The sequence below is a fragment of the Lentzea aerocolonigenes genome (assembly GCF_000955955.1).
GTDB lineage: Bacteria > Actinomycetota > Actinomycetes > Mycobacteriales > Pseudonocardiaceae > Lentzea > Lentzea aerocolonigenes_A.
On sequence record NZ_JYJG01000002.1, the window covers coordinates 1 to 14,091 of the forward strand.

Consider the following 14,091-nt stretch of genomic DNA (forward strand, 5'->3'; position numbering starts at 1 on the left):
GGATGAAGGTTCCCTTCATCGAGCACGGAGCGGGTCAGATCCAGCCGGCGTCCTCGGCGATGCGGATGGCGTCCACCTTGTTGCGGCCGTTGAGCTTGGTCATGATCGTCGTCAGGTAGTTGCGCACGGTGCCGACCGACAGCGACAGCGCGACAGCGATGTCAGGAGCGTCGGAACCGTTCGCCGCGAGCCGCAGCACCTCGAGCTCGCGGTCGGTCAGCGGGCACTCGCCGCGGTCCCACGCGGCCAGGGCGAGCTGGCTGTCCACGACCCGTTCCCCGGCGGCGACCCGGCGGATCGCGTCGGCGAGTTCGGCGGGCGGCGCGTCCTTCAGCAGGAACCCGTCCACGCGGGCGGCCAGTGCCTTCCGCAACGTTCCCGGCCGGCCGAGCGACGTCAGCATCAACGTTCTGATCTGCGGCATCGTCTCGCGGATCGTCGTGGCGGCGGTCAGCCCGTCGAGGATCGGCAGATCGATGTCGATCACGCACACGTCGGGTCTGTGCTGCCGGGCCGCCGGCACGATCTTGTCGCCGGAGCTCACTTCGACGACCACCTCGATGTCCGGTTCGAGGTTGAGCAGCGCGATGAGAGCACCGCGCACCATGTGCATGTCCTCCGCGAGCAGAACCCTGATCATCGCGCCCCTCCGCGCGACACCATATCTCCCACCGTTCAGGTCGCGCTCCACGCCACGTCGGGGCGGGGCGTCGACGGTGCTCAGAAGGAGGCTTGACCGCAGTGCGAGTAGAGGATGTTTTCGTCAGGGGCAACGGGGTGCGCCTGCCCGCGACGCTGACAGTCGCGGAGGCCATCGAGTCGGGGGAGTGCGAGCCGAAGCTGGTGGCGCGGACGGACGTGCTGTCGGTCGTGGTGTCCCCGGACGAGTCGGCGGCCGAGATGGCGGTCGGCGCGGCCAGGAACGCGCTGCGGGCCGCGGACTCCGGCTCCGGCGACGTCGAGCTGATCCTGCACGCCACCACGTACCACCAGGGCCAGGACCTGTGGCCGGTCGGCTCGTACATCCAGCGCGAGACGGTGCGCAACAGCTGTCTGGCACTGGAGATCCGGCAGATGTCCAACGGCGGCCTGGCTGCGATGGACCTCGCCGTGGCCTACCTGGCGGGACGTCCGGGCAAGGACGCGTTGCTGACCACCGCGGACCGCTTCTGCCTGCCGGGCATCGACCGGTGGCGCACCGACCCCGGAACCCCTTACGGCGACGGGGCTTCCGCGATCGTGCTGTCGCGCCGCGGTGGATACGCGAAGCTGCTTTCGTTGGCTATCAATGCGGACTCCGACCTGGAACCGCTGCACCGCGGTGACGTGCCGATGGGCCTCGCGCCGTTCTCGCACCGCATGCCGGTGGACTTCGAGGACGCCAAGATCGCGTTCAGCCGCGAGTACGGCTTGTCCTACGGCATCAACAAGGCCAACGCGGGCCAGGCCGTCGCGGTCGAGGAGGCCCTCGCCGACGCCGACATGAAGATCGGCGACGCCGACTGGGTGATCCTGCCGCACTTCGGCCGGCGCCGGCTGGACGTGAACTACCTGCGCCCGTACGGGATCGAGCCGGAGCGCACCACGTGGGAGTGGAGCCGCACGGTCGGTCACCTCGGCGCCGGCGACCAGTTCGCGAGCCTCGGCCACCTGGTCGACGAGGGCCTGGCCCGCTCGGGGCAGCGGATCGTGATGTTCGGCGTGGGCGCGGGATACAGCTGGGGTTGCGCGGTTCTGGAGATGGTCTGAACGAACGTTCGAGGCCGTGTGGGGGACTCCCTCACACGGTCTTTTTTCGTCAGTTCAGGGGGATCTCGGCGCGCAGGCGGTACGTGTGCTCGGGCGTGAGGCCTGCGTGGAGATCGCCGCCGAGCGCGCGGACGCGGGTGGTGAGGTTGCCGATTCCGCTGCCGTCCCGGGACTTCCGGCCCGCGGTCGGAATACCGTCGTTGATGATGTCCATCGTGACCAGCGACGGTGAGCTGGACAGCAGGATCTCGCAGTGCTCGGCCTTGCTGTGCCGCAAGAGGTTCGTGACGCCCTCGCGCAACACCGTCGCGAGCGTGATCTTCACGTCCTTGGGCAGCTGGTCGCACTGGTCGATCCGGACGGTGACCTCGATGTCGGCCGCGGACAGCAACGCCCGCGCGGACTGGGTCTCCTCGTCGAACGACAGTTCGCGGTAGCTCAGCGCCACGGACCGCACGTCCGCCAGCGCCTGCCGGGAGATCTCCAGCACCTCCCCGAGCTCCTGCCGGGCCCGGTCGGGGTCGATCGTGACCAGCCGGTGCGTGAGCTCGCTCTTCAACGTGATCGCGGACAGGCTGTAGCCGAGCAGGTCGTGCAGGTCCCGCGCGAACCGCAACCGCTCCTGCGTCACCGCCGCGGTGGCCAGCTCCTCGCGGGCCTCGTGCAGTTCGGCCACCATGGAACGCAACCGGGTCAGCGCGTACAGCACCAGGCCGTGGTTGATCGTGGCCATGATGCCCCACGCGACGTCCACCGAGTCGAACCCGAGCGCGTCGAAGATGACGCCCTGCCCGATGGCGACCGCGAAGAAGCCCACCCACCCGGCGACGCGGGGCAGGAGCAGCGCCACCGACCCGGCTAGGAACCCCGGCACGGAGCTGAACGGGTCGCCGTACACGAGCTGGGGCACGTACACGCACAGCGCGATTCCGGCGATCACCGCGAGGCGGCGCGGCAGGTCCAGCTCGACGAGCGGACGGCTCACCAGGCCCAGTGCCAGCGCGGCCGTGCCCGCGATGCCCGCCGCGACGACCGTGATCCCCAGCGGCCCGAACTTGCCGTAGCCGTACCAGGCGAAGGTCATCGCCATCAGGCCGTAGCCGATCACCACCGCCGTGAGCAGGATCTGCGCGAACCGCGTCGCGATCATCGGCCCGGCCGGACGCGCGACGTGCGCCGGTTCCTCGGTCACGGGGTCGACCGGCACCTCGGCGTGCAGCCGGTAGGTGCGGTCCGGGGTGGTCTGGGTGAGCAGCGAGCCGCCGATCGCGCTGGTGCGGGCCGACAGGCTGGCGAGGCCGCTGCCCCGGTCGACGTCGGCCTGGGCGGGCGCGCCGTCGTTCACGATGTCGATCGACACCAGCCGGTCCGCGCCGCGGATCTCGATCGAGCAGCGGGTGGCGTGGCTGTGCCGCAACAGGTTCGTGACGCCTTCGCGCAGCACCGTCGCGAGCACCGTCCGGGATCTGGGGGAGAGTTCGGCGTGGTCGGCCGCGATCACGGTCGCGACACCGGCCGCGGTCAGCACGGACCGCGCCGACTCGATCTCGTCGGCCAGCGACAGCTCGCGGTAGCTCGACGCCACCGCACGAACGTCCGTCAAGGCCTCGCGCGCGATGCCGAGGATCTCGGCCAGCTCCACGAGCGCGCGGTCGGTGTGCGCACCGATCAGCTTGCGCGCCAGCTCCACCTTCAACGTGATCGCCGACAGGCTGAAGCCGAGCAGGTCGTGCACATCGCGCGCGAACCGCAGCCGCTCCTCCGACACCGCGACGCCGGCGAGTTCGGATCTCGCCGTCTCCAGCTGCTTCACCAGTGACGGCAGCCTCGACAGTCCGTAGACGACCAGACCCGCGACCATCGGCGACAGCAGGTAGTAGACGAGCTGCGGCACCACGTCCACGGACAAGGACTGGATCGCGGTATTGCTGATCGCCACCGCGCCGAACGCGAGCCACCGCACCCGGTTCGGGAGCACCAGCAACGCGCTGCCCGCGACGAAGCCGGGCATTCCCGCCCACGCTTCGGAGAAGAACACCACTGGCGCGAACGCCAGCACCGCCATCGCGCCGAGTGCCAGGTAGGCCTTGCCCGACCTGAGGTCAGCACCCGGTCTGGAGAACACCCGCAGCTGCAGGTAGCCGATCGTGAGCAGGCAGGCGAGCGAGCCCGCGACGCGCGGAGGGGTCGGGCCGGCCTGCAGGACGTAGGAGAAGGCGTTGCCGAGATAGTTGGCGAACACGACGCTGATGACGACGTACGCCAAACGACGGGACACCGATGAGCGTTCCTGTCGCAGCGTCACAGCAGCTCCCACGCGAGGGTCGGGACGCGGCCATGATACGGGCGCTTCCTCGGTTATCCCGTGTTTTGCACTTCCCGATCGGAGCAACATGACGGCGGCTCAACACCTCGCCGGAACCACGAGCTGGGCTCCCGCGAGATAGGCGACCACGTCGGCGACGAGCGACTGTTCGACCTGCAGCGCCTCGGCCACCTGGGCGATCGTGGTCTCACCCGCCAGCAGCGACTTCGCGATCTCGGTCGCGGGCGCGCTGTGCAGGATCACCTGGTACTGCGAACCGGGACACGCCAGCGCCTGGTCGCCGTTGAGCCGCTCGATCTCCGTGCCCGGCCGCATGGTGACCGCCTCGTCCGCGAGGATGTGCGGCAGGGTGAACACGGCGTCACCGGTCACCGCCATCACCGACAGGATCGGGCCGGCGCCGTCGTTCAGGCCGAGCGACGGCACGAGGCAGCCGCCGAGCTGGTCGAGCGTGTGCTTGAGCTTGCGCCAGACCAGGCACGGCCCGCTGCCGTTCTTCCACCGCACGAAGTTCTCGTGCAGCACGGAGATGTTCTCCAGTGCGACGGGACCGAGCGTCATCCGGTGCAACGCCTCGCGCACCAGCGGGCTGGTGTCGGCGATCTCGATCGCGCCCCAGCGTCCGTGCACGGTGAGGTGCTCGGTTCCCTCGACGACGAAGGCGTCCTCGAGCAACGACCACAGCGGACGGCCCGCGGGAACGTGGGACTGGGTCGTGGGCACCACGGGCGCCTCCGCTCGGGTCACATGAACAAGGGGGTCGGGTTGAGCTCTTCGTAGCGGCGGGGTTGTGCCAGTCGACCCAGTTGTACGGGAACGTCGTAGAGCCGCCCTTGAGCGAATCTTGACCAGAAGTGCCGCAGCCCCGGCACGACCACGCGCACCACGGGAAGCCCGAGGTCGGGCCTGGTCTGGTCGAGAACCAGCACCTCCATCCCGAGTGACGCCAGCGTGTCCTGCAGGGCGCGGATGTCGTCGATCAGGTCCGGCCGGTGCGTGTGGCCGTGGTGGGACACGTCCCTGGCCGGCTGCTCCGGATCGGGTGCCAGCCAGGGTTCCGCGGCGAGCCGGGTGTTCTCGAACCAGCGGCGCGTGTCGACGTCGAACGCGGTGATGTCGACGGGCTCGCAGACCATCGGCATGCACTGGTTGAGCTCGGTGAGAGCGCGGCGGGCGGCTATCCGCGGGTCCAGGTGCGCGCCGCAGCCGAGCATGATGTCCTCGCGCGGCCCGTCCGTGCGGCGGGACACCGCGACCATCACCGGCACGCCCAGGTCCACGGTGACGTCGAGCAGCCACACCTCGCGGCCGAGGCCCGCGTGCACGGCTCGGCACTCGTCGATCCACGGGTCGCGGAACGAGTCGAGGTCCATCACGGGCATCGGGGTGCGGTTGTACCACCAGATGGCGACCGCGTCCCGTTCGACCAGCTCCAGAAGTCCTTGCAGCACCGCGTCTTCCAGGCTGCTGCCCGCGGCGCAACCGTTGGAGTTGGACGTGACGCTCGGCGGACAGGGGGCGCCGAAGTAGCACATCCCGGTGGGCAGGAGCTTGTGCCGCTGCTCGGTGAGGGACCACAACGGGGTCCAGTCCATCACCTCGTCCTCGTCGAACGGGGTGGTGACGTGCTGGAGCCTCGAATGGCTCGCGTTCCAGGCGTCCCGGTCGTCGTACTGACGCGGGTGGTAGTGCTGCACGGTGTCTGGGTGGATCGCCGGCTCGCCCAGCGACCGGTAGCTGCCCTGCACCCGCGCCTCGTTGCCGCAGAACGCGCCGCTGCGCCGTTCCACGGCCTCGCACAGCGCGCCGACCTCGGCGTCGAGCGGCGTCACGCCCTTGCCGCCGGTGTCCGCGCGCAATGTTGAGCGCAATCCTTCGAGCCCGTCGCCGGCGGCCGCGATGTTCGAGCCGGACCAGAAGGAGTTGAAGAACGCCGGGCCGGTCTCGTCGCGCTGGATCTCCCGCACGATCCCGGTGACCGGGCCGACGAGGTGCCGATAGCTGTCGAGCACCTCCTTGGGCGACGACGACCGGTGGCCGCCGCCGTCGCAGGAGCGCTTCATCCGGCTGAGGAGCGCGACCGGCTCGAACGCGCGGCGCGCGACCATCCCGGGGTCGCCGCAGCCGGAGCACTGCGGGCGGACTCGCACGTCGTGCTGCGCGACCTGCATGGTGAGGCTGTCGTAGCTCCAGATCGATCGCTGCGTGTCGTGGCGCAGGCCGGCGAGCCACTTGGTCGCCTCGACCGCGGCGACCCCCAGCGCTGTGGCGGTGAGCGACGGCAGCCCGATGGCCGCGCGTGGTGCGGGACCTCGTTGTCCGCACCTTGCGCGCACGTGGGCCTCCGCCGACCGGTTGGCTGACAGCCGGGTGGCCAGGCAACGCCAGCACGGCCCGTCGCCGGGGGTGAAGAAAGGACCGACGCACACCTGCGCACCTACCGGCTTGACGAGCAACCACGGGGTGCCGGCGGCGCGATGTGCCGAGTCGATGTCGCGCAGTTCGGGAGCCAGATAGTCGGCACACGCCACGACCGTCAGGTCACCACTCCCCGAGGTGACCGTGAGTCCGTTGCGGTGCAAGGCTTCCACAAGAGTGTCGCGGTTGATGCCATCGATCGCGACGACGGAGACGAGCGACTTCGTCGTCGCCGCCACCGCACCCGCCGCGTCGAGGCCCGCCGCGTCCCAGTACGCGAGTGCGGCCTGGGTGCCGGCCGAACCGTCCTCCCGGCCGCGCTTGCCGACCAGACCCGCCGCGGAGAGCCGCCTGAGCATGCGTCCCACCTTGTCGGCGGGCAGGTCCGCGGGTGCGTCGCGCAGCAACCCGGCGAGGTCGCGGGTGCCGTCCAGCAACGGAGCCAGCACCTCGACGTGAGCGCCCTGGATCGCGGTGACCCCGGACTCCCCGAAGAGGTAGACGGCCTCGCCCCGCACGATCTGCGGCCGGAGGTGTCGTTTGAACCCGATGCGTTGGTCGCCCGGTTCGGCCTGGTCCTCTCTCATGCCGCGAGGACCTCTTCGAACCTGACGACCGAGCCGCCGGGCGAGGTGCTCGACCACGGAACACCGATGAGGATGTCGATCGAGGCGTCATGGTCGAATTCGTAGATCTTCATGTCATCGGAGTCGTCAGTGGCGGTGGCGACGGAAGCCAGGTGCTCCACGGTGACGGTGGGGTACATGTGCATCTCCGTTATTCGCGTGTCAATTGGTGTGGGTCAATTCTGCGGACCTGGCGTAATGGCTGGGTAGTTACGGCCTAATGCGCATCGGTATGAAGTTTTCATACCGGCGCACAGGGTGAACTCATCCGAGATCGAGGACCGGTGCACTAACGCGGCCCCGTTGGGCCGAGCAGACTAATCAGGTGCTCGGAGAAGGAGGAGGGGTCACGATGCAGATCAAGGTCCTGGGGCCGGTCGAGGCCAAGGTGAACGGTCGCTCGGTGACGCCCACGGCAGCCAAGCCGCGGCAGATCCTGGCGCTGCTCGCGCTGCACTCCGGATCGGTGGTGTCCGTGCCGACGCTGATCGAGGAGCTGTGGGGCGACCGCCCGCCCCGGAGCGCGCGCACCACGTTGCAGACCTACATCCTGCAGCTGCGCAAGCTGATCGGGGACGCGCTGTCCGCGTCCGGCGAGAGCGGCGCGAAGGAGCTGCTGGTCACCCGCTACGGCGGCTACCTGCTCGACGTGCCGCCGGAGGCCGTCGACGTGCACGAGTTCGAGCGCCTCGCCCGCACCGGCCAGCAGGCCCACGAGGTCGAGGACTACCCGTCCGCCGCCCGGCTGCTGCGGCAGGCGCTGGAGATGTGGCGCGGTCCCGCGGTCGTCGACGTGCGGCCGGGAATGCCACTGGGCATCGAGGTCGTGCGCCTGGAGGAGTCACGGCTCAGCGCGCTCGAAGCCCGCATCGACGCGGAGCTGCGGCTGGGCAAGCACAAGGCGTTGCTCAGCGAGCTCTCGGTGCTGACGGTGCAGAACCCGATGAACGAGAACCTGTGCGCGCAGTACATGATCTCGCTGTTCCGCGCGGGCCGGCAGTGGCAGGCGCTGGACGCGTTCAAGGGGTTGCGCAACACGTTGATCGACGAGCTCGGCGTGGAGCCTTCGTCCCGGCTGCAGTCTTTGCAGCACGCGATTCTCACGTCCGATCCGCGGCTCGACAGCGCGGAAACCCGTCAGTTGCAAAGGCTTCTCGCCTGAGTCCGGCTCCAGCGGCCCCCGTCACACTGTGGCGGGGGCCGTTTTTCTTTGTACCGCAACGGTTTCTTCGAGGACGTCTCCAGTCGTCCACCACCGCGCGCTGACAACATCACTGATAGGCGTGCGGAAACCGCCCGCTGGAGGAAAGGAAGAACAGCCGTGAGCGCACTGACCATCGAGGGCCTCAAGGAGATCCTCAACGAGGCCGCGGGCGAGGACGACTCGTTCAAGCCGGGCCAGGACATTCTCGACATCCCGTTCCTCGAGCTGGGCTTCGACTCCCTCGCCCTGCTGGAGACGGTCGCGCTGATCAAGCGCAAGCACGGTGTCTCCGTCGCCGACGACGAGATGGCGTACATCGAGACGCCGCGTCAGCTGCTGGACAAGGTCAACGGACAGATCGCGGCCTGACCGCCGGCGAGACGAAACGGAGACGGACATGACGCACACCACCACGCACACGGTCATGATCGGTGCTCCCGCCAAGGTGGTCTACGACCTGGTCGCGGACGTCACGACCTGGCCGTACACCTTCGGACCCACGGTGCACGCCGAGGTGTTCGAACGGGACGGCAACACCGAACGGTTGCGGTTGCACGCGTTCGCCAACGGTGACGTGCGCACGTGGACGTCCCGTCGCGAGCTCGACCCGGCGAACCTGCACATCAAGTTCCAGCAGGAGCGTTCGGCCGCGCCCGTCAAGACGATGGGCGGGGAGTGGCGGATCGTCCCGATCGCCGACTCGGCGACCCGGGTCGATCTGCTGCACCACTTCACGGCGGCACAGCCGGAAGCGGTGGACCTGATCCTGAACGCGGTCAACAACAACAGCGACGCCGAGCTGGCCGCCCTCAAGCGGGCGGCCGAGTACGGCGACGACTACGACAAGCTGGTGCTGTCGTTCTCGGACAGCATCACGATCCACGCGGGCCGCAAGGACGTCTTCGAGTTCCTGTACCGGTCGGACCTGTGGCCGCAGCGGCTGCCGCACGTCGCCCGGCTGGACCTGAAGGAAGCTGTCACCGGCGTGCAGTCCATGGAGATGGACACGCGCAGCCCGGACGGGTCGATCCACACCACGCACTCGGTGCGGGTCTGCTTCCCGTACGACAGCATCGTCTACAAGCAGACGGCGACGCCGCCGATCATGGCGGCCCACGTCGGCCGGTGGACGTTCCGCGACATCGGTGACGGCATCGAGGCCGGCATCGAGGCGACCTCCCACCACACGGTCGTCATCCGGCCGGACGTCATCACCGACGTGCTGGGGCCTGACGGCACGCTCGAGCGCGCTCGCGAGCTGATCCGTCACGCGCTGGGGACCAACAGCCTCACGACTCTCCGGCACGCGAAGGAATTCGCCGAGAACGGATGAGGTGGCGCGATGGGGTTAGGTGGCGCGGAACTGCTCACCGCCGCGGCGCGTGCCGCGAGCCGCAACGGGCTCTACGTGGTGTCCATGTACCTGGAGAAGGCAGCGGTCGAACATCAGCGCAAGGGTTGCCCCTCCGAAGTCGGGCATTGCGCTTATGAGATCGAGGCATCCCGTGTACTGCTGTCGGGGTTCTAGATGAAGCTCTACGACATCTCGCTGCGTCGCGCCGGACTGTCCATCACGGACAGACTGGTCGCGGCGCGGCGCCTCGACGCGCTCGGAGTCGCGTTCGCCGACGGAGGCAGGTCGGCCCGGTTCTACCACCGGGCCGCGCTGGAACTCCGGTTGCGGGCCACCACCCTCATCGCTTCCGGTGGTGCGGAGGATCTCGCCGCACTGCTCGCCGCGGAGACCCCCGCGGTGGCAGTAGTTGTGCAAGGGCACGGCTTTTCGGTGATCCGGGATGCCGTGCGTCAACTCGTGCGCGCCGAACGGCGAGTGATCGTCGAGGCGCGGGACTTCTTCGACGGCTGGCTCATCGACCCCGACAACGCGTTGGAGGTCGTGCTGACAGCCGCGGAGGCTGGGGCGGAAACCGTGTTGCTGCACGACACAGCAGGCAGTTTGTGGCCTGACCAGATCGGCGAGATCACCGAGCTGGTGGCGGAAACCGGTGTGCCCCTTGGTTTCGGTTGTCATGACGACGGCGGAACGCTCGCGAAGCAACTGTTCGCGGCGGATGCGGGGGCTGAACTCGTACAGGGGTTCTACGCCGCCGTTCGAGGTGGCCTCGATCGGGCCGTTTCACCATCGGTTCATTCGGCAGAAACAGGTATCGCTCCCGTGCCCTGTCCGAGATTGGAGCAGACCGTGTCCGCACACAAGGCGATTGGAGGTGTCCGATGAGTCGTCGCGCCGTCATCACCGGGGTGGGCGTGGTCGCACCTGGTGGCATCGGAACGAAGGCGTATTGGCAACTGTTGTCCGAAGGGCGTACGGCGACTCGCATCATCACGCACTTCGACGCGTCTCCGTACCGCTCCCGCATGGCGGGTGAAGCAGACTTCGACCCCGTGCGCGAAGGCCTTACGCCGCAAGAGATCCGCAGGCTCGACCGCGCGGCGCAGTTCGCCGTCGTGGCCGGCCGTGAGGCGATGGCCGACTCGGGCATCGAGTTCGACCAGCTCGACCCCGGCCGCATCGGTGTCTCGCTCGGCACCGCGGTCGGTTGCACGACCTCGCTGGAGCGCGAGTTCATCGTCGGCTCCGACCGGGGCAAGTACTGGGAGGTCGATGCCTCCTACGCGGTCCCGCACCTCTACGACTACTTCACGCCGTCCTCGATGGCGACGGAGCTGGCGTGGACGGTCGGCGCGGAAGGGCCGGTCTCCGTGGTCTCCACGGGGTGCACCTCCGGCCTGGACTCGGTCGGATACGCGGCCGAGCTGATCATGGAGGGCTCCGCGGACGTCGTCGTGACCGGCGGCACCGAGGCCCCGCTCTCCCCGATCACCGTGGTGTGCTTCGACGTCATCCGGGCGTCCAGCACCCGCAACGACGACCCCACCACCGCCTGCCGCCCGTTCGACAAGACGCGCGACGGACTGGTGCTGGGCGAGGGTTCCGCGATCATCGTGCTCGAGGAGCTGGAACACGCTCGGGCTCGCGGTGCCCACATCTACGGTGAGGTCGCCGGTTTCGCCTCGCGGTGCAACGCCTACCACATGACGGGCCTGCACCCCGAGGGCATCGAGATGTCCGACGCCATCAACATCGCGCTGAAGCAGGCGCGGGCTGACGCGACGGACGTCGGTTACATCAACGCACACGGTTCGGGCACCAAGCAGAACGACCTGCACGAGACGGCGGCGTTCAAGCGTTCGCTGGGCGCTCACGCGTACAAGACGCCGGTCTCGGGCTTCAAGTCCATGATCGGGCACTCGCTCGGTGCGATCGGGTCGCTGGAGATCGTCGGCTCGCTGCTGGCGTTCGAGCAGGACCTCATCCCGCCGACGGCGAACCTGCACGAGCAGGACCCGGAGTGCGACCTCGACTACACGCCGCTCGTGGCGCGCGAGAAGAAGGTCGACACGCTCCTGACGGTGGGCAGCGGTTTCGGTGGATTCCAGAGCGCCATGGTGCTCAAGAAGGTGGAAGGGGCAGGCCGGTGACTCGGGCGGTGGTGACGGGAATCGGCATCGCGTCGCCGAACGGGCTGGGGCCGACCGCGTACTGGCGGGCGACCCTGCACGGTGAGGCGGCGATCAAGCCGATCACCCGGTTCGACAGTGCGAACTACTGGGCGAAGATCGCCGGTGAGGTGCCGGGCTTCGAGGCAGGCCGGCACCTGCAGGGCCGGCTGCTGCCGCAGACGGACCACATGACGCGGTTGACGCTCGTGGGCACGGACTGGGCGTTGCGCGGCGCGGGTGTGCAGCCGAACGACATCCCGGACACCGACATCGCGGTGATCACCGCGGCGACGGCGGGCGGGTACGAGTTCGGTCAGCGGGAGCTGCAGAAGCTGTGGCACCAGGGCCCGGAGTACGTCTCGGCGTACCAGTCGTTCGCGTGGTTCTACGCGGTCAACACGGGCCAGATCTCCATCCGCCACGGCACGCGCGGTCCTGGCGCCGTGGTGGTCTCCGAGCAGGCCGGTGGCATCGACTCCATCGGGCACGCACGGCGTCAGCTGCGCAAGGGCGTGCAGCTGGCTCTCACGGGCGGTATGGACTCGTCTCTGTGCCCGTGGGCGTGGGTTGCCCACCAGGCATCGGGTTGCTTGTCCCGCAACAACAACCCGAAGCGCGCCTACCTGCCGTTCGACCGCGACGCCGCTGGTTACGTCGCGGGCGAGGGTGGCGCGATCATGGTGCTGGAGACTCCGGAGTCAGCGGCCGAGCGTCCCGGCACCCGGATCTACGGCGAGATCGTCGGGTACGCCGCGACGTTCGACTCGAAGATGCCTTCGCGGGAGCCGGGGTTGAAGCGGGCGGCCGAGCTGGCGTTGCGCGACGCCGGCATGGACGCCTCCGAGATCGACGTCGTCTTCGCCGACGCGGCGGGGATTCCCGAGCTCGACAAGGCCGAGGCCGAGGCGATCAAGGGCATCTTCGGGCCGTACGGCGTGCCGGTGACGGCGCCGAAGACCATGACCGGGCGGCTGTTCGCCGGTGGTGGCTCCTTGGACGTCGCCTCGGCGATCCTCTCGATCTACTGGTCGGCGATCCCGCCGACCGTCAACGTCGAGAACGTCGTGCCGGAGTACGAGCTCGACCTCGTGATGAACGAGGCGCGGCACGGCAAGATCAAGGCCGCTCTGGTGCTCGGGCGCGGCAAGGGCGGGTTCAACTCCGCCATGGTGGTTCGCGAGTACAGGTGATGTTCACCCGCACAGGGGTCGTGAGGTCTTCCTCGCGGCCCCTGTCGCTTTTCTGGAGGCTTCCTGTGGATGTAGCACTGATGTTTCCCGGGCAGGGGTCGCAGTACCCGCGGATGGCGGCGTCCCTGTACGGCGTGGAGCCCGTGTTCACCTCGGTGATCGACGAGGTGTTCGAGCTGTTCGGTGACGTGGGTTCTCTTGCCTGCGAGGACTGGTTGGCGGGCAACGACATCGACCACGTGTCGCGCGCGCAGCCGTTGCTGTTCGCGGTCGACTACGCGTTGGGGCGCACGGTTCTGTCGTGGGGCGTCAAGCCTGTCGCGTTGATCGGGCACTCCGCCGGTGAGGTCGTCGCGGCGACGTTAGCGGGCGTGTTCACGTTGGAAGAGGCTGTGGGGTTGGTCCGGGACCGGGTGGTGTCGGCGGTGCCGATTCCGTCCGGCGGGATGCTCGCGGCGGCGGCTTCCGAGGCGGATCTGTTGCCATACCTGGAAGGCGACGTGGCGATCGCGGCCGTGAACTCGGCCCGGCAGACGATGCTGGCCGGGTCGGACGCGCCGCTGGCTCGTGTGCGTGCCCGGCTGGAGGCGGACGAGTACATCGTCGTCACCGTGCCGGCCACCACGCCGTTCCACAGCCCGGCGATGCAGCCCGCGGTGGACGAGGCGCTGGCTTCGTGGACTGCTTCGCCTGCCGCGCCGTCGATGCCGGTGTACTCGGGGTACACGGGTCAGCTGATGACCGCGGAAGACGCCTTGTCCGCGCGGTTCTGGACCCGGCAGCTGACCGACGCCGTCTACTTCGGACCGGCGTTGAACGAGCTCGTCGCGATGTACGACGTGTTGCTGGTGGAGGCTGGTCCTGGCCAGACGCTGACGTCGTTCGCGCGTCGTACGAAGGCCGTGCGCTCCGGTGCTTCGCAGGTGCTGCCGTTGCTCGACGGCTCGGATTCCATCGAGGCTGCGCGCGCTCGCCTGGTGTGACACATAAAAGAGCCGCCCTCGTCCGGAGGGCGGCTCTTTGTCTGGCATCTAGGGCCTGTATCGACGTCCG

General features: G+C 68.7%; 14 protein-coding genes. 9 read left to right on the top strand and 5 right to left on the bottom strand.

Annotation, left to right across the window (positions count from 1 at the left end):
• Positions 1-34: 34 nt before the first annotated feature.
• Positions 35-640 carry a response regulator transcription factor gene (locus tag UK23_RS00370; RefSeq protein WP_045309290.1) on the bottom strand — a complete coding sequence of 202 codons (606 nt, stop codon included), beginning with the start codon at positions 638-640 and terminating at the stop codon, positions 35-37.
• Positions 641-741: 101 nt separating this feature from the next.
• Here UK23_RS00370 and UK23_RS54475 point away from each other — a divergent pair, with 101 nt between their 5' ends.
• Positions 742-1,749 carry a ketoacyl-ACP synthase III family protein gene (locus UK23_RS54475; RefSeq protein WP_045309291.1) on the top strand — a complete coding sequence of 336 codons (1,008 nt, stop codon included), beginning with the start codon at positions 742-744 and terminating at the stop codon, positions 1,747-1,749.
• Positions 1,750-1,798: 49 nt separating this feature from the next.
• Here UK23_RS54475 and UK23_RS00380 read toward each other — a convergent pair whose 3' ends face one another.
• The 4 genes from UK23_RS00380 to UK23_RS00395 form a co-directional block, all read right to left on the bottom strand.
• Positions 1,799-4,054 carry a sensor histidine kinase gene (locus UK23_RS00380; RefSeq protein WP_196777553.1) on the bottom strand — a complete coding sequence of 752 codons (2,256 nt, stop codon included), beginning with the start codon at positions 4,052-4,054 and terminating at the stop codon, positions 1,799-1,801.
• A gap of 99 nt (positions 4,055-4,153) precedes the next feature.
• A complete protein-coding gene (locus UK23_RS00385; RefSeq protein WP_045309292.1) occupies positions 4,154-4,801 on the bottom strand; it encodes a hypothetical protein in 648 nt (215 codons plus the stop codon).
• 17 nt (positions 4,802-4,818) lie between these two features.
• The gene (locus tag UK23_RS00390) at positions 4,819-7,080 is read right to left on the bottom strand and encodes a TOMM precursor leader peptide-binding protein (protein ID WP_045309293.1); all 2,262 of its coding nucleotides are present in this window, start codon (positions 7,078-7,080) and stop codon (positions 4,819-4,821) included.
• Positions 7,077-7,259: a hypothetical protein gene (locus UK23_RS00395; RefSeq protein WP_045309294.1), complete on the bottom strand. Its 183-nt coding sequence runs from the start codon at positions 7,257-7,259 to the stop codon at positions 7,077-7,079. Before UK23_RS00395 ends, UK23_RS00390 begins: the two co-directional genes overlap by 4 nt.
• Positions 7,260-7,471: 212 nt before the next feature.
• Between UK23_RS00395 and UK23_RS00400 the strand changes: the two genes are divergently transcribed.
• The 8 genes from UK23_RS00400 to UK23_RS00435 all read left to right on the top strand — a co-directional run bounded on the left by UK23_RS00400 (position 7,472) and on the right by UK23_RS00435 (position 14,021).
• Positions 7,472-8,281 carry an AfsR/SARP family transcriptional regulator gene (locus UK23_RS00400; RefSeq protein WP_045309295.1) on the top strand — a complete coding sequence of 270 codons (810 nt, stop codon included), beginning with the start codon at positions 7,472-7,474 and terminating at the stop codon, positions 8,279-8,281.
• Between the two features lie 159 nt (positions 8,282-8,440).
• Positions 8,441-8,692, top strand: a complete 252-nt coding sequence (locus UK23_RS00405) for an acyl carrier protein (protein ID WP_045309296.1) — start codon at positions 8,441-8,443, stop codon at positions 8,690-8,692.
• A gap of 28 nt (positions 8,693-8,720) precedes the next feature.
• Positions 8,721-9,656: an aromatase/cyclase gene (locus UK23_RS00410; RefSeq protein ID WP_082114312.1), complete on the top strand. Its 936-nt coding sequence runs from the start codon at positions 8,721-8,723 to the stop codon at positions 9,654-9,656.
• A gap of 9 nt (positions 9,657-9,665) precedes the next feature.
• Complete coding sequence (locus UK23_RS00415; RefSeq protein WP_045309297.1) at positions 9,666-9,851, top strand: hypothetical protein; 186 nt, start codon at positions 9,666-9,668, stop codon at positions 9,849-9,851.
• Positions 9,852-10,562, top strand: a complete 711-nt coding sequence (locus tag UK23_RS00420) for a hypothetical protein (protein ID WP_052684255.1) — start codon at positions 9,852-9,854, stop codon at positions 10,560-10,562.
• Positions 10,559-11,827 carry a beta-ketoacyl-[acyl-carrier-protein] synthase family protein gene (locus tag UK23_RS00425; RefSeq protein WP_045309298.1) on the top strand — a complete coding sequence of 423 codons (1,269 nt, stop codon included), beginning with the start codon at positions 10,559-10,561 and terminating at the stop codon, positions 11,825-11,827. The genes UK23_RS00420 and UK23_RS00425 overlap by 4 nt, the downstream gene beginning before the upstream one ends.
• On the top strand, positions 11,824-13,038 hold the full coding sequence (locus tag UK23_RS00430) for a ketosynthase chain-length factor (protein ID WP_045309299.1): 1,215 nt from the start codon (positions 11,824-11,826) through the stop codon (positions 13,036-13,038). Before UK23_RS00425 ends, UK23_RS00430 begins: the two co-directional genes overlap by 4 nt.
• Positions 13,039-13,103: 65 nt before the next feature.
• A complete protein-coding gene (locus UK23_RS00435) occupies positions 13,104-14,021 on the top strand; it encodes an acyltransferase domain-containing protein (RefSeq protein ID WP_196777554.1) in 918 nt (305 codons plus the stop codon).
• Positions 14,022-14,091 lie beyond the last annotated feature (70 nt).